The sequence below is a fragment of the Stenotrophomonas sepilia genome (genome assembly GCF_003244875.1).
Lineage (GTDB): Bacteria > Pseudomonadota > Gammaproteobacteria > Xanthomonadales > Xanthomonadaceae > Stenotrophomonas > Stenotrophomonas sepilia.
In genome coordinates this window covers 146049-161576 of sequence record NZ_LXXZ01000087.1, presented here as the reverse complement: position 1 = coordinate 161576, position 15528 = coordinate 146049, and the positions used below count along the sequence as shown (strand labels likewise).

Below are 15528 nucleotides of genomic sequence, written 5' to 3'. Positions count from 1 at the left end.
CGCGCTGCTGGGCGTCCTGCCGTAAGCGACCACGGAGCCTGCACGGACATGCGCGTTGCGATTTTCGGTACCGGTTATGTAGGGCTGGTGACCGGTACCTGCCTGGCCGACGTCGGCCACCAGGTGGTCTGCGTCGATATCGACCAGGCCAAGGTCGATGGCCTCAACCAGGGCATCATCCCGATCTATGAGCCGGGCCTGGAGCCGATGGTGAAGGCCAACCACGCCGCGTCGCGGCTGGCGTTCACCACCGATGCCGCGGCCGCGATCGGCCACGGCCAGGTCGTGTTCATCGCCGTTGGCACGCCGCCGGACGAGGATGGCAGTGCCGATCTGCAGTACGTGCTGGCTGTGGCCCGCACCATCGGCCGGCACATGAGCGTGCCGACCGTGGTGGTCAACAAGTCGACGGTGCCGGTGGGCACCGCCGACAAGGTGCGTGCCGCCATTGCCGCAGAGTTGGCGGCACGTGGCGCGGACATCGCCTTCGATGTGGTGTCCAACCCGGAATTCCTGAAGGAAGGCGATGCTGTCGCCGACTGCATGCGCCCGGATCGCATCATCATCGGCGCGACCAGCGCCGAGTCGGTGGCGGTAATGCGGCGCCTGTACGCGCCGTTCAACCGCAACCACGACCGCGTGGTGGAAATGGACGTACGTTCGGCGGAGCTGACCAAGTACGCCGCCAACGCGATGCTGGCGACCAAGATCTCGTTCATGAACGAAATCGCCAACATCGCCGAACGTGTCGGCGCCGATGTCGAGCAGGTCCGCCAGGGCATCGGCTCGGATCCGCGCATCGGCTGGCATTTCATCTACCCGGGCGCCGGTTACGGCGGCTCGTGCTTCCCCAAGGATGTGCAGGCGCTGGCCCGCACCGCGCAGCAGGCCGGCCTGGAGCCGAAGCTGCTGAACGCCGTGGAAGCGGTCAACGATGCGCAGAAGGGCCATCTGTTCGCCCTCATCCAGCGTCATTACGACAAGGGTGAAGACGAAGGTGTGCGTGGCAAGACCTTTGCCGTGTGGGGCCTGGCGTTCAAGCCGAACACCGATGACATGCGCGAAGCTTCCAGCCGTCGCCTGCTGGCGCAGCTGTGGGAAGGCGGCGCGACGGTGCGTGCCTACGATCCGGAAGCGATGCACGAGTCGCAGCGCATCTTCGGCGAGCGCGATGATCTGGTGTTCTGCAGCAGTGCCGACGAGGCGCTGCAGGGGGCCGATGCACTGGTCGTGGTGACCGAGTGGAAGCAGTTCCGCAGCCCTGATTTCCAGACGCTGCGCGAGCAGTTGAAGGACGCGGTGGTGTTCGACGGCCGCAACCTGTACGAGCCGGCGGATATGGAAGCGGCGGGCCTGGCGTACTACGGCATTGGCCGGGGGCGCTCGCTGCATGTCTGATCTGCTGCCAACCGAACGCGAGCAGGCGCTGGAAGCGCGCCTGGTCGAACTGGAAATGCGCGTGTCCTTCCAGGAACAGGCGCTGGCCGAACTGAGCGATGCGCTGGCCGATGCCCGCATGCAGGGCATGCGCAACGCCGACGTGCTGCGCGTGCTGCTGGAAGACCTGGGCAAGGTCCGCAACGCGCTGAATTCTTCCGATCCGGCGAGCGAACCGCCGCCGCCGCACTACTGATCCGAATCCTATGAGCGATACCCTCCGCGACCAGCTGATGGGCCTGGGCTTCAAGCCCGCGCCCAAGCCCGAGCGCAAGAATGATGGCCCCCGCCGTGACGGTCGCCCGCAGGGCAAGGGTGGCAACGGCAATGGAAAGCCGCAGGGCGCTGGCAAGGGCGAGCACAAGCCCGGCGAGCGTCGTGGGCATGGCCACGGTCGCCCGGGCAAGCCCGGCCAGTCGCGTGGCCCGGGCCAGCAGGGCCCGCGCACGCCGCGCAGCGCCGAAGAGATGGATCTGGCCAAGGCCTATGCCATCCGAGCGCAGAAGGAAAAGGAAGAGCGCATCGAGGCCGAGCGTCTGAAACAGGAAGAGGCGCGCGTACGCCGCGAGGCCAAGGCCAAGCTGGAAGAACTGCTGAAGGACAAGAGCCTGAACTCGGAAGCGGCCGACATCGCCCGCCACTTCCCGTATGGCGGCAAGATCAAGCGCATCTATGTGACCGCCGAACAGCTGACCGCGCTCAATGCCGGCGAGCTTGGAGTGGTCCAGCTCAACGGGCGCTACCTGCTGGTGACCGCTGAAGTGCTGGCACAGTCCGAGGCGGTGTTCGCCCCGTCGGTGGCGCTGAAGGTCGATCCGAATGCGCCGGCCGAGGAAGATCCGTACGCGGATCCGCAGTACCAGGTGCCGGACGACCTGGTCTGGTAACTGCATCTGCCGCATGATGAAAACGCCGGGCATTGCCCGGCGTTTTCGTTACTGGGTGCACGCAGTGCTGCGCCGCGCACGGATCAGCGGCAGGCTCAGCGCGAAAAAGCAGAGCAGGGCGCCAATCAGGGCGAAGCCGCTGCCGGCCAGGAACGCGGTGCGGCCGTCGTCGATCTTCCACAGTTGGCCGGCAATGAGCGCGCCCAGCACACCGCCGACACCGGACGAAAAGCCGTACAGCAGTCCTTGGCCGTGGCCGTTTAGACGACCGGGGAAGTAGGTCGCCAGCATCTGCATCGCTGCAGCGAAGAACGCGGCAAAGCCCAGCGCGTGCGCGGTCTGCGCCAGCAGCATCACCGGCAGGTTCTCCGGGAACAGTGCGGTCACGGCCCAGCGCAGGCAGGAACTGACCAGCGCGATCAGCAGCATCCAGCTGGCGTCGTAGCGGCGGAAGAAGCGGCCGATGGTGAAGAACACGCCCACTTCGAAGACCACGCCGATGGTCCACAGCAGGCCGAGGGTGGTGGTGCGGTAACCGTGGTGGTCCATGTAGACCGAAAAGAACGTGTAGTACGGGCCGAACGACAGCTGTTCCATGAAGGCGGCCAGGAAGAACGCCAGCACTGGCGGTCGGCGCACGATCTGCCAGAAGCCGCTGGTGTCACCCGCCGTCCTGCCGATGTCGCGCGCGTAGTGATTGCTGAAGGCCGAGGCAACCAGCAGCACGAACAGGGGCAGCATCATCCACGGCAACAATCCGGCGTGGTTGCCGGCGCCATCGCCCTCGATCAGCCAGCCGAACAGGGTGACCACGGCGATGAAACCGAGCGAGCCCCAGACCCGGATCAACCCGTAGCGATGGCTGTCGTTGCCCAGGTGGGTGAGGGTGATCGACTCGAACTGCGGCATCACCGCGTTGTAGAAGAAGCAGAACACGATCATCGCCGGGTACATCCACGGCTGCGGCAGTGGCAGCAGAAAGGCAGCGAAGCTGAGCAGGGTCAGCACGCAGCCGACGCGCAGCAGGCGGATCGGTCGCGGTGATGCGGCCGCCAGCGAGGTCCAGGTACTGGGTGCGATCACGCGGGTGGCGTACCACAGGCCCATCATCACGCTGATCGCGGTCACGCTCATCCCGCGCGCGGTCAGGAACAGGCTCCAGTACGGCGTGAACGCGCCGAGCGCCGCGTAGTAGAACAGGTAGAAACTTGAGAGGCGGGCAACGGGAACGGTCATCGCCGAATGATGAAGCAAAAAAAGGGGACGGAGGGGATCAAGTCGCTAATGCACAAACGACTTAATCCCCTCCGTCCCCTTTTTGTGTCATTCGGGGTCGTAGTCGAGGTTGGAGGCCAGCCAGCGTTCGGCCTGGGCGCGGTCCACGCCCTTGCGCCGGGCATAGTCGGTGACCTGTTCGCGGCTGAGCCGCCCGACCACGAAGTACTGGCTCTGCGGATGGCTGAAGTAGTAGCCCGAGACAGCGGCCGTGGGCAGCATCGCGAAGCTCTCGGTCAATTCCATGCCCGCGTTCTTCTCAGCCTGCAGCAGGTCGAACAGGCGGCGCTTCTCGCTGTGCTCGGGGCAGGCCGGGTAGCCCGGGGCCGGACGGATGCCGCGGTACTGCTCGTCGATCAGGGCCTCGTTGTCCAGCGTCTCGGCGCGGTCGTAGCCCCAGAATTCGGTACGCACGCGCTGGTGCAGGCGCTCGGCCAGCGCCTCGGCGAAGCGGTCGGCCAGTGCTTTCAGCAGGATCGCGTTGTAATCGTCGTGCTCGGCCTCGAAGCGCGCGACGTGGGCGTCGATGCCGATGCCGGCGGTGACCGCGAACGCGCCGATCCAGTCCTGCTTTCCGCTGTCGGCCGGGGCAATGAAATCAGCCAGGCAGAAATCCGGACGTTCGGCTGGCTTGTCCACCTGCTGGCGCAGGAAGTGCAGGGTAGTTTCGCCCTGTGCGTGCTGCACGCGGACATCGTCGCCGATGCTGTTGGCCGGCCACAGGCCGAACACGGCCTTGGCCGTCAGCCACTTCTCGCCGACGATGCGCTCGAGCATCGCACGGGCATCCTTGTACAGCTCGCTGGCCTGGGTACCGACGATCTCATCGGTGAGGATCGCCGGGAACTTGCCGGCCAGCTCCCAGGCCTGGAAGAACGGCGTCCAATCGATGTAGTCGACCAGTTCGGCCAGCGGATAGTCGTCGAACACGTGCAGGCCGGGCTGATTCGGTGCCGGTGGCGTGTAACTGTCCCAGCCGCCCTGGAATTTCTGCGCGCGCGCATGTTCCAGTGTGACCAGGCGCTTGGCGTCGCCCCGGTTGCGGTGGCGCGCGCGGATTTCGGCATAGTCGGCTTCGTTGGCGGCAACGAAGGCCTCGCGCAGATCACGCGAGATCAGCGACTGCGCCACGCCAACTGCGCGCGATGCATCCTTCACCCACACCGTCGGCGCCTTGTAGTGCGGGTCGATCTTCAGCGCGGTATGCGCACGCGAAGTGGTCGCGCCCCCGATCAGCAGCGGCAGGTCGAAGCCCTGGCGCTCCATCTCGCGGGCGACGTGGCTCATCTCCTCCAGGGACGGGGTGATCAGCCCGGACAGGCCGATCAGGTCGGCGTTGTGCTCGCGGGCGGCATCGAGGATCATCTGCGCCGGCACCATCACGCCGAGGTCGACCACGTCGAAGTTGTTGCAGGCCAGTACGACGCCGACGATGTTCTTGCCGATGTCATGCACATCGCCCTTCACCGTGGCCATGATGATCTTGCCGTTGCTCTTGGCGGTGTCACCGCTGCGCGCTTTTTCCGCTTCGATGTAAGGCAGCAGGTAGGCCACGGCCTTCTTCATCACGCGCGCGGATTTCACCACCTGTGGCAGGAACATCTTGCCGGCGCCGAACAGGTCGCCGACGATGTTCATGCCGTCCATAAGCGGTCCTTCGATCACGTCCAGCGGGCGGCTGGAGGCCTGCCGGGCCAGTTCGGTGTCTTCCTCGACGAAGGCATCCAGGCCGTGTACCAGGGCATGCGCCAATCGCTGTGCCACCGGCTTTTCGCGCCAGGCCAGGTCTTCGGTCTTCGCCGCGCCCTTCCTGCCCTTGTAGCGCTCGGCGATCTCCAGCAGGCGCTCGGTGGCATCGCTTCGGCGGTTGAGGATCACGTCCTCGACACGCTCGCGCAGGTCCGGCTCCAGTTCGTCGTAGATCGGCATCGCGCCGGCGTTGACGATGCCCATGTCCATGCCGGCGGCGATCGCGTGGTACAGGAACACCGAATGGATGGCCTGGCGCACGGTTTCGTTGCCGCGGAACGAAAACGAGACGTTGGAGACGCCGCCGGAGACATGGCAGTGCGGCAGGGTCTGCTTGATGATCCGGGTGGCTTCGATGAAGTCCACCGCGTAGTTGTCGTGCTCTTCGATGCCCGTAGCGACGGCGAAGATGTTCGGGTCGAAGATGATGTCCTGCGGCGGGAAGCCGATCTCGTCGACCAGGATGCGGTAGGCGCGTGTGCAGATCTCGACCTTGCGCGCACAGGTGTCTGCCTGCCCGGCCTCGTCGAACGCCATCACTACTGCCGCGGCGCCATAGCGCAGCACCTTGCGCGCGTGCTCGCGGAACAGCGCTTCGCCTTCCTTCAGCGAGATCGAGTTGACCACGCTCTTGCCCTGCAGGCATTTCAGGCCGGCCTCGATCACGCTCCACTTGGAGGAGTCGACCATCACCGGGATGCGCGCGATGTCCGGCTCGGACATGATCAGGTTGAGGTAGCGCGTCATCGCCGCTTCCGAATCGATCAGGCCCTCGTCCATGTTGACGTCGAGGATCTGGGCGCCGCTGGCCACCTGCTGGCGGGCCACGTCCACCGCCTCCTCGTAGCGGCCTTCCTTGATCAGCTTGCGGAACTGCGCGCTGCCGGTGACGTTGGTGCGTTCGCCGACATTGATGAACAGCAGGTCCGGGGTGATGACCAGAGGTTCCAGGCCGGACAGGCGGGTAGGGCGGACAGGCGTCATGGCAGGCGTCGGCTCAACAGCAGTAGGGCGGGAAGTGCGGGACGGTGGCGGCAACGTTCATGCGGCCTGCTCCCGGGTGCCGGGCAGTGCGCGCGGCGGCAGTCCGGCTACGGCATTGGCAATCGCACGAATATGCTCGGGGGTGGAGCCACAGCAGCCGCCGACCAGGTTCAACAGGCCATCCTCGGCGAAGCCGCGCAGCGTGGTGGCCATCTCTTCAGGAGTTTCGTCGTAGTCGCCGAACGCGTTGGGCAGGCCGGCGTTGGGGTGGGCGCTGACATAGCAGTCGGCGACCTGCGAGAGGGTTTCCACATGCGGGCGCATCGCATCGGCACCCAGCGCGCAGTTCAAGCCGATCGACAACGGACGGGCGTGGGCGAGCGATGCGTGGAAGGCCTCGGCGGTCTGCCCGGACAGGGTGCGACCGGAAGCGTCGGTGATGGTGCCGGAGATCATCACCGGCAGCCGCGCGCCGCGCGCATCGAACGCTTCCTCCAGCGCATACAGCGCGGCCTTGGCGTTGAGCGTGTCGAAGATGGTCTCGACCATCAGGGTATCGGCGCCGCCGTCGATCAGGCCCTCGATGGCTTCGCGGTAGGTGTCGCGCAGCTCGTCGAAGCTGGTATTGCGGAAGCCGGGATCGTTGACGTCGGGGCTGATCGACGCGGTGCGGCTGGTCGGGCCGATCACCCCGATCACGAAGCGCGGCTTGCCCGGTGTGGTTGCGGCCACTGCATCACAGCACGTGCGCGCGACCGCAGCGCCGGCCTTGTTCAACTCGTACACCAGGTGCTCGAGGTGGTAGTCGGCCTGGCTGACCGAGGTTGCATTGAAGGTGTTGGTTTCGATCAGGTCCGCACCGGCCTCGAGGTAGGCGGTGTGGATGTCGGCGACGATCTGCGGCCGGGTCAGCAGCAGCAGATCGTTGTTGCCCTTCAGGTCATGGCCTCCCGCTGTGGCGTGATCGCAGCCGGAGCCATGCAGATGGTCATAGCCACCGGCGAAGCGCTCGCCACGGTAATCGTCTTCCTGCAGGCCGTGGCGCTGGATCATCGTGCCCATCGCACCATCGATGATCAGGATCCGCTCGCGCAGGTCGTCGAGCAGGGCGTTGGCACGATCGGGATGCAACCAGGGCAGGGCGGGCATGGCGGTCTCGGACTCAGGGCTTGTTGGCGATCAGCGAAATCACTTCGAAGTGCGGCGGCCGCTTCTCGCGGGTGACCGTCTCCAGGCTGGACACCTGCAGGCCGGCCTTGTCGACGAACCTGCGCAGCTCCTTGTCGCTGAAGCCGAGGTTGACGTGGCCATAGGCCTCCACCGCTGCCTTGTGCTCGTGGCGGGCCAGGCTGCACAGCAGCAGGCGGCCGCCCGGGCGCAGTACGCGTGCAGCTTCGGTCACCGCCTGCGCCGGTTTGCTGGCGTAGGTGAGCGCATGCATCAGCACGACCAGGTCGAAGCTGGCATCCTCGAACGGCAGGGCATGCATGTCGCCCTCGCGCACTTCCACATTGGGCAGCCGCCGCAGGCGCTCGCTGGCGGCGGCGACCACGCGCGCGCTGGTATCGATGCAGATGTAGCGCTTGGAATGCGGGGCAACCAGTTCGGCCAGCACGCCATCACCAGAGGCGATATCCAGCACGTCGCCGGTCTCAAGCAGCGGCAGCGCGGTGCGTGCCAGCGCCTCCCAGGTACGGCCCGGCGAGTAGTGGCGTTCCATGTCGCCGGCCACGCTGTCGGCCCAGTTCTGGTCGGCGGCGCGGTGGGCCAGCACGGCGGCCACGCGTTCAGCGTCCTGGCGCAGCAGCGGATCATCGCTTCCGTTGCTCAAGGCATGCCACAATGCACGCTGCGCCGGGTCCAGCTGGGCCTCGTCGAAGCGGTAATAGGCCGACACGCCGGCACGGCGGTCGCGGACCAGCCCGGCTTCCTTCAGGCGTGCCAGGTGGGTGGACACGCGCGGCTGCGCCAGCCGGGTGATCGCCGACAGTTCGGCCACGGTCAGTTCCTCCTGCTCCAGCAGCGCCAGCAGGCGCACGCGAGTGGCATCGGCGAACACCTTCAGGCGGGTCGACCAGTCTTCCAGATCCATAAACATCTACCTATCGCGATATAGAGATATATTCGCTGAAGGGGCCTGGCGCGGTCAAGTCGCCAGCGTACGGAAACTGCCGGGCCCCGGTACAATCGCAGCACCTGGGCGCGCCGTATGCGGCCCATAACTTCATGTACCCGGGAGGGTGTTGTGGATTTCAGCTTTACCGAAGAGCAGTTGATGCTGCAGGACGTTGCGCGGCGCATCGCGCAGGAAAAGATCGCCCCCAGTGCGGAGCACCATGACCGCACCGGCGAGTTCCCGCTGGACAACATCCGCCTGCTGGGCGAGAACGGCCTGATGGGCATTGAAGTGCCGACCGAATACGGCGGTGCGGGCATGGACCCGGTTGCGTACGTGCTGGCGATGGTGGAGGTCGCCGCCGCCGACGCAGCCCATTCGACCATCATGTCGGTCAACAATTCGCTGTTCTGCAACGGCATCCTGACCCACGGTACCGAGCAGCAGAAGCAGACCTACGTACGTGCCATCGCCGAAGGCACGGCCATCGGCGCGTTCGCGCTGACCGAGCCGCAGTCCGGTTCCGATGCCACCGCCATGCGCTGCCGCGCGGTGAAGCAGGCCGACGGCACCTTCGTCATCAATGGCAAGAAGAGCTGGATCACCTCCGGTCCGGTGGCCAAGTACATCGTGCTGTTCGCGATGAGCGAGCCGGACAAGGGCGCGCGCGGCATCACCGCCTTCATCATCGATACCGACAAGGCCGGTTTCGGTCGTGGCAAGACCGAGCCCAAGCTGGGCATCCGCGCCTCGGCCACCTGCGAGATCGAGTTCAACGATTACGTGGCGCAGGCCGAAGACGTGCTGGGCCAGGAAGGTGAGGGCTTCAAGATCGCCATGAGCGTGCTCGATGCCGGTCGCATCGGCATCGCTTCGCAGGCCGTCGGCATCGCCCGAGCCGCCTATGAAGCGACGATTCAATACGTCAAGGAGCGCAAGGCATTCGGCGCGGCCATCGGTACCTTCCAGATGACCCAGGCCAAGATTGCCGACATGAAGTGCAAGCTGGACGCCGCGCTGCTGCTGACCCTGCGCGCGGCGTGGGTGAAGGGCCGGGGCAAGCGCTTCAGCAATGAGGCTGCCATCGCCAAGCTGACCGCCTCTGAGGCGGCGATGTGGATTACCCACCAGGCCGTGCAGATCCACGGCGGCATGGGGTATTCCAAGGAAATGCCGCTGGAGCGCTACTTCCGTGATGCCAAGATCACCGAGATCTACGAAGGTACTTCGGAGATCCAGCGCCTGGTGATCGCCCGCAACGAAACCGGGCTGCGCTGAGTCGCATGGCCGCGCCGCCGCAATGGCGGCGCGGCGGTAGGCCCACGCCACGCGTGGATGATGGTCATCCAGATGACGTCTTTGCCGTTGGCCTGCGGAGATGCATGCTGCTCTAATGCAGTCCGTTTCTTCGAGGATGACGACGTGATCTATCGCGGTTGGGGAATCATGACGCTGGTGACGCCGATTGCAGCGATCCTGCTGCTGGCGTACTTCTTTCCGCATGACGGCCCCAGGGGCAGTATCCCGCTGTCACAGGTTCTGTTGGGCGCAGGCCTCGGCGCGGCGGTGAACGTGGTGCTGGGCCTGTGGCTCAACCGTGCGCCGCGGCAGAAGGGGGAGGCCGCGCCCCACCATTTCTTCTTCGTACCCATGCAGTGGGCCTCGCTGATTCTGGTGGCGGTGTGCGCGGTGGTTGCGCTGCTGCGCTGAGGCGTTGCCCGAACAGCGCCAACCCAGGTTGGCGGCTACCGGCAATGCCGTTGTTCCGGCAGATGCCAACCTGGATTGGCATGAATTCAATTGTGGCAATAAAAAGGCCCCGGATCGCTCCGGGGCCTTTTCGTTTTCAGCGCAGCACCGGATCAACGATCCGGACGATGTGCGGCATCCGCATCGCGCTGGCGTTCCATGAACTCCTTGGACGGTTCGTCCAGCTTGTCGCCCAGCATGCGGCGCACGACCACGAAGAACACCGGGATCATCAGCAGGCCGAGCAGGGTGGCGAACAGCATGCCGCCGATCACGCCGGTACCGATGGCGTGGCGGGAGTTGGCGCCGGCACCGGTGGAGATCGCCATCGGGATCACGCCCATGATGAACGCGAACGACGTCATCAGGATCGGGCGGAACCGCAGGCGCGCCGCTTCGATGGTGGCATCACGCAGGTTCTTGCCTGCTGCGCGCTGCTCCACCGCGAACTCCACGATCAGGATCGCGTTCTTCGCCGCCAGGCCGATCACGGTGATCAGGCCGATCTTGAAGAACAGATCGTTGGGCAGGCCGCGCAGCATCGACAGGCCGAGGGCACCCAGCACGCCCAGCGGCACCACCAGCAGCACCGCCACCGGGATCGACCAGCTTTCATACAGCGCGGCAAGGCACAGGAACACCACCACGATGGACAGCACCAGCAGCAGGGTCGCAGCGTTGCCGGCCAGGATTTCCTGGTAGGACATGCCCGACCAGTCGTAGCCGAAGCCGGCCGGCAGGTCGTCGTTGACGATGCCTTCCATGGTCTGCATCGCCTCACCCGAGCTGGTGCCCGGTGCCTGCGAACCGACGATGTTGATCGCCGAGTAGCCGTTGTAGCGGCTCAGCGACGGCGGCGCCGACACCCATTCGGACTTGACCACCGTGTTCAACGGGATCATCGCGTTGGTGCCATCGGCGTTCTGGGTCAGGCTGGACGGGCTGTAGAAGCTCTTCAGCGATTCCTGGCCAGTGCGGTACGGACCATCGGCCTGCATGGTCACGCGCTTGATGCGGCCTTCGTAGAAGAAGTCGTTGACGTACACCGGGGCCAGCATCAGCTGGATGGTGCTGTACACGTCCGACACCGACATGCCCATCGACTGCGCCTGCACGCGGTCCACGTGCAGCTGCAGCTGCGGCGCGTTTTCCAGGCCGTTGGGGCGCACGCCGACCAGGTGGTCCGGCTTCTGCGCGGCCTGGCCGAGCAGGATGTTGCGGGCCTGGGTCAACTGTTCGTAGCCGGCACCGCTACGGTCCTGCAGCCACATGTCAAAGCCACCGAACTGGCCGAGGCCCTGCACGGTGGGCAGGTTGACCACGAAGATCTGCGCTTCCTTGATGCCGTAGAACGCGCCGTTCATGTTCTGGATGAACTCGGGCGCGGTGAACTTGCGTTCCTCCCACGGCTTCAGGCGGATGAAGCCCATGCCCACGTTCTCGCCGGAACCGACGAAGCTGAAGCCGGCCACCTGCAGCATGCCTTCATAGCCATCCTGCTTTTCCAGGATGCCACGCATCTGCGCGAACACTTCGTTGGTCTGGCCCTTGGTCGAGCCCGGCGGCAGCTGCACGATCGCCAGCGCATAGCCCTGGTCTTCTTCCGGCAGGAAGCTGCCCGGCATGCGGGTGAACAGGAAGCCGCACAGCGCGGTCAGCACCACGAACAGGATCATCCAGCGCGGCGCATGGCGCACCGCCGAGGTGATGTGCCCCACGTAGGTGTGGCTGATCTTGTCGTAGTACTTGTTGAAGGTGCGGTAGACGATGTTCGGGTTGTCGTTGTGCGTCGGCTTGAGGAACGTCGCGCACAGCGCCGGGGTGAAGCCCAGGGCCAGGAACGCCGAGAATGCCATCGAGATGGCGATGGTCAGCGCGAACTGCTTGTAGATCTCACCGGCGGCACCGCCCTGCAGGGCGGAGGGGATGAACACCGCGGCCAGCACGACGGTGATCGCCACCACCGCACCGGTGATCTGGGTCATCGCCTTCTGCGTGGCCGGCTTCGGCGCCAGGCCCTCCTCGGTCATGATGCGTTCGACGTTCTCGATCACCACGATCGCGTCGTCGACCACGATGCCGATCGCCAGCACCATCGCGAACAGCGTCAGCTGGTTGATCGTGAAGCCGATCATCCACATGCCCAGGAAGGTACCGAGCAGGGCGACCGGGATCACCAGGGTCGGGATCAGGGTGGCACGGAAGTTCTGCAGGAAGATCAGCATCACCAGGAACACCAGCAAGACCGCTTCAAACAGGGTCTTGACCACTTCCTGGATCGAGATCTTGACGAAGGTGGTGCTGTCGTACGGCGAGAACCAGGTGACCCCGGCCGGGAAGCTGGGCTGCAGCTCGTCCATCTTGGCGCGCACCGCTTCGGCCACGTTCAGGGCGTTGGCGCCCGGCAGCAGCTGGATGGCGAAGGCACCGGTCGGCTTGCCGTTGTACTGGGTGTCGAAACCGTAGTTGTTGGCACCGAAGGCGACGCGGGCGATGTCCTTCAATAGCACGCGCGAGCCATCAGCGTTGGCGCGCAGGATGATGTTCTCGAATTCCTGCGGCGAGCTGAAGCGGCCTTCGGCCGAGACCGTGGCGGTGAAGTGCTGGCCTTCCGGCGACGGGTCCGAGCCCAGCGCGCCGGCGGCGAACTGCACGTTCTGCGCACGTACCGCGGCCAGTACCTGGCTGGCCGACAGGCCATAGCCCTGCATCTTCTCCGGGTTCAGCCAGATGTTCATGGCGTACTCGGAACCGAACTGCTGGGTGCTGCCGACGCCGGGGATGCGCGAGACCTGGTCGAGCACGCGCGAGCCGACGATGTCGTTCAGGGCGTCACGGTTAATGGTCGGGGTATCGGACTGCAGCGCCACCACCATCAGGAAGCCGGCGTTGGCCTTGGCCACCACCACGCCCTGCTGGGTCACTTCCGAAGGCAGGCGTGGCGTGGCCAGCGAGACCTTGTTCTGCACCTGCACCTGGGCGATGTCCGGATCGGTACCGGTCTCGAAGGTCAGGGTGATCTGCGCACGGCCGTTGGAGGCGGACGAGGAGCTGAAGTACAGCAGGTGATCGATGCCGGTCAGCTGCTGCTCGATCACCTGGGTGACGGACTTTTCCGTGGTATCGGCGCTGGCGCCCGGGTAGGTCGCCGAGACGGTGACCTGCGGCGGGGCGATGTTGGGATAGGACTCCACGCCCAGGTTGAGGATCGCGATCACGCCGCTGAGCGAGATCAGGATCGCAACCACCCAGGCGAAGACTGGATGTTCGATGAAAAATTTAGGCATGACGGAAGGTTCCCGTTACTGCTTGTTCGAATCGGTGGCGGCCGGCTTGGCCGCATCGGCCTGCTCGGGCTTGGCCGCGTCGGCCGGTGCCTTGCCTGCAGCCGGTGCAGCGCCCGCCGCTGCGGCGCCGCCTGCGGCCGGCTTGCCGTTGGCGTCCTGGCCCGGGGTCCACGGCTTGGCCACCGCCGGTGCACCTTCCTTGACCTTCTGCACGCCGGCCACGATCACCTTGTCACCGGCGGCCAGGCCGTCGCTGACCAGCCAGTTGCCGCCCTGCGCGCCATCGGTCTTCACGTTCTTGCGCACGACCTTGCCGTCGGCGCCGACCACCATCACGTAGCCGCCGGTGGTATCGCGCAGCAGGGCCTGCTGCGGCACCAGGAAGGCGTTGTTGCGCTCGCCCAGGTTGGCCTGGAAGCTGACGAACGCGCCCGGCAGCAGGATCTGCTGCGGGTTCGGCAGCAGCGCGCGCAACGACACGGCGCCGGTGGCCGGGTCGACCGTGGTCGAGGAGAAGTCCAGCGTGCCCGGCTCACCATAGGTGGTGCCGTCGGCCAGCTTGACGTTGACCGTGGCCTTGCCGTCGCCGGACAGCGCCAGCGCACCCTTGGCCTGCTGCGCGCGCAGCTGGGTCAGCTCGTCCACGCTCAACGAGAAGTTGACGTACAGCGGGTCGAGCTGGTCGACGGTGGTCAGCAGGGTCACATCGCCCTGGCCCACCAGCGCACCCTCGGTGACCTGCTGCTTGTTGGCCACGCCACTGATCGGCGCGGTCACTTCGGCATAGCCCAGGTTGATCCGCGAGGAGGTCACTGCCGCTTCGGCCTGCTTGACCGCGGCCAGCGCGGTGCGCTCGGCCGATTCGGCGTTGTCCAGGTCGGACTTGGAGACGAACTGCTGCGGGGCCAGCGAGCGTGCGCGATCGGCGGCGACCTTGGCGTTGGCGTAGGTCGCGCGGGCCGAGGCCAGCTGGGCCTCGGAGGCGTTGAGCGAGGCACGCAGCGGCGCCGGGTCGATCAGGAACAGGGTCTGGCCCTGCTTGACCTGCGAGCCTTCCTGGTAGACCCGCTTGAGCAGCACGCCGGGCACGCGTGCGCGGACGTCGGCGCTGCGGAACGGCGACAGGCGGCCGACCAGCTCGCGCTGCAGCGGCAGGGTCTGCGGCTTGGCGTCGATCACGCCCACCTCCGGCGGCGGGGGCGTCTGCTGTTCCGGCTTCTTGCAGGCAGCCAGCGCGACAGCAACGGCGCACGTCAAGGCAAGGGTGCGGAGTGGGGCGGTCATCAGGAGGAACTCCGGGGTTGGTTTGTAGACGGGGCCGGCGACGGCTGAGGCGCGAAGGCGCGCAGGAAGCTGTCGACGGAGAACTCTGCCCAGCGCCGACGCAAGAGCGCGTCATCACGGTGGGGGGTATGGAAGCGCTGTTTGTCGAAATCCTGACCGGCGATCATGCTCAGCAGCAGTTCGGCCATGAAGTGCGGGTCGTCATGCCGGAGCTGGCCCTGCATGCAAACGGTTTCAATCCATTCAGCAAGATGAAGCGCCAGTGCGCCGGCGCCATGCCGGTACAGGGTACGCGCCTCTTCGGGAAACTGGGCCGCGTCGGCGGCGATCAGCCGGCAGGCCTGGCCCACGTGCGGTTGGTTGAAGTGCTCCAGGAAGTCGGTGGCGAACTGGAGCAGGCTGGCACGCAGGTCGTCAGTACGGAGTGCACGAACCATGGCGCCGGTAGCGTGGCCGACGTGGCGCTGCATTACCCGGCGCAGCAGTTGCTGCTTGCTGCCGTAGCGCGAGTAGAGGGTCTGCTTGGAACAGCCGGCATGCTGGGCCACCGCGTCCATGCTCATCTGCATGCCCTGCTGGGCCAGCAGTTCGCGCACGGCATCGAACACGCGCTCATCGCGTGCGTCGAGGGCAACGGGAAGGTAGGCCGGGTTCACGCGGTGGACTATACCGTCCAGTTCAGGATTGTGGAATCGAATCGGTGTCGCCGCGTGTGTCTTCCGGTAACACGCTTTGCCGATCCTGTCGGCAGTGCTCAAGC

12 protein-coding genes are annotated in these 15528 nt (G+C 65.8%); 5 read left to right on the top strand and 7 right to left on the bottom strand.

The window, feature by feature from the left end:
• The first annotated feature begins 48 nt into the window (after positions 1 to 48).
• The 3 genes from A7X97_RS18210 to A7X97_RS18200 are packed head-to-tail and all read left to right on the top strand — an operon-like array spanning position 49 to position 2324.
• Positions 49 to 1398, top strand: coding sequence for a UDP-glucose dehydrogenase family protein (locus A7X97_RS18210; protein WP_072168167.1), 1350 nt, complete (start codon positions 49 to 51; stop codon positions 1396 to 1398).
• Positions 1391 to 1633, top strand: a complete 243-nt coding sequence (locus tag A7X97_RS18205; RefSeq protein ID WP_005410256.1) for a SlyX family protein — start codon at positions 1391 to 1393, stop codon at positions 1631 to 1633. The genes A7X97_RS18210 and A7X97_RS18205 overlap by 8 nt, the downstream gene beginning before the upstream one ends.
• Positions 1634 to 1643: 10 nt before the next feature.
• On the top strand, positions 1644 to 2324 hold the full coding sequence (locus tag A7X97_RS18200) for a DUF2058 domain-containing protein (protein WP_088496861.1): 681 nt from the start codon (positions 1644 to 1646) through the stop codon (positions 2322 to 2324).
• Between the two features lie 48 nt (positions 2325 to 2372).
• On the opposite strand, the gene A7X97_RS18195 is transcribed toward A7X97_RS18200, so the two are convergent.
• From A7X97_RS18195 to A7X97_RS18180, 4 genes are all read right to left on the bottom strand, one after another.
• The gene (locus A7X97_RS18195; RefSeq protein ID WP_088496860.1) at positions 2373 to 3560 is read right to left on the bottom strand and encodes an MFS transporter; all 1188 of its coding nucleotides are present in this window, start codon (positions 3558 to 3560) and stop codon (positions 2373 to 2375) included.
• 87 nt (positions 3561 to 3647) lie between these two features.
• Entirely contained in the window at positions 3648 to 6332 is a 2685-nt protein-coding gene (gene metH / locus A7X97_RS18190; RefSeq protein ID WP_088496859.1) for a methionine synthase, read from the bottom strand.
• Between the two features lie 57 nt (positions 6333 to 6389).
• Positions 6390 to 7481: a homocysteine S-methyltransferase family protein gene (locus A7X97_RS18185; RefSeq protein ID WP_111008258.1), complete on the bottom strand. Its 1092-nt coding sequence runs from the start codon at positions 7479 to 7481 to the stop codon at positions 6390 to 6392.
• A gap of 13 nt (positions 7482 to 7494) precedes the next feature.
• Positions 7495 to 8424: an ArsR/SmtB family transcription factor gene (locus A7X97_RS18180; protein ID WP_072168161.1), complete on the bottom strand. Its 930-nt coding sequence runs from the start codon at positions 8422 to 8424 to the stop codon at positions 7495 to 7497.
• A gap of 153 nt (positions 8425 to 8577) precedes the next feature.
• On the opposite strand from A7X97_RS18180, the gene A7X97_RS18175 reads away from it, so the two are divergent.
• Both A7X97_RS18175 and A7X97_RS18170 read left to right on the top strand, forming a co-directional pair.
• Positions 8578 to 9726: an acyl-CoA dehydrogenase family protein gene (locus tag A7X97_RS18175; RefSeq protein WP_088496857.1), complete on the top strand. Its 1149-nt coding sequence runs from the start codon at positions 8578 to 8580 to the stop codon at positions 9724 to 9726.
• Positions 9727 to 9894: 168 nt separating this feature from the next.
• Positions 9895 to 10158, top strand: a complete 264-nt coding sequence (locus A7X97_RS18170; RefSeq protein WP_072168159.1) for a hypothetical protein — start codon at positions 9895 to 9897, stop codon at positions 10156 to 10158.
• A 152-nt stretch (positions 10159 to 10310) separates the two neighbouring features.
• Here A7X97_RS18170 and A7X97_RS18165 read toward each other — a convergent pair whose 3' ends face one another.
• The 3 genes from A7X97_RS18165 to A7X97_RS18155 are packed head-to-tail and all read right to left on the bottom strand — an operon-like array spanning position 10311 to position 15424.
• Positions 10311 to 13484: a multidrug efflux RND transporter permease subunit gene (locus tag A7X97_RS18165; protein ID WP_005417430.1), complete on the bottom strand. Its 3174-nt coding sequence runs from the start codon at positions 13482 to 13484 to the stop codon at positions 10311 to 10313.
• 15 nt (positions 13485 to 13499) lie between these two features.
• Positions 13500 to 14768, bottom strand: coding sequence for an efflux RND transporter periplasmic adaptor subunit (locus A7X97_RS18160; protein ID WP_072168158.1), 1269 nt, complete (start codon positions 14766 to 14768; stop codon positions 13500 to 13502).
• The gene (locus tag A7X97_RS18155) at positions 14768 to 15424 is read right to left on the bottom strand and encodes a TetR/AcrR family transcriptional regulator (RefSeq protein ID WP_072168157.1); all 657 of its coding nucleotides are present in this window, start codon (positions 15422 to 15424) and stop codon (positions 14768 to 14770) included. The genes A7X97_RS18160 and A7X97_RS18155 overlap by 1 nt, the downstream gene beginning before the upstream one ends.
• Positions 15425 to 15528 lie beyond the last annotated feature (104 nt).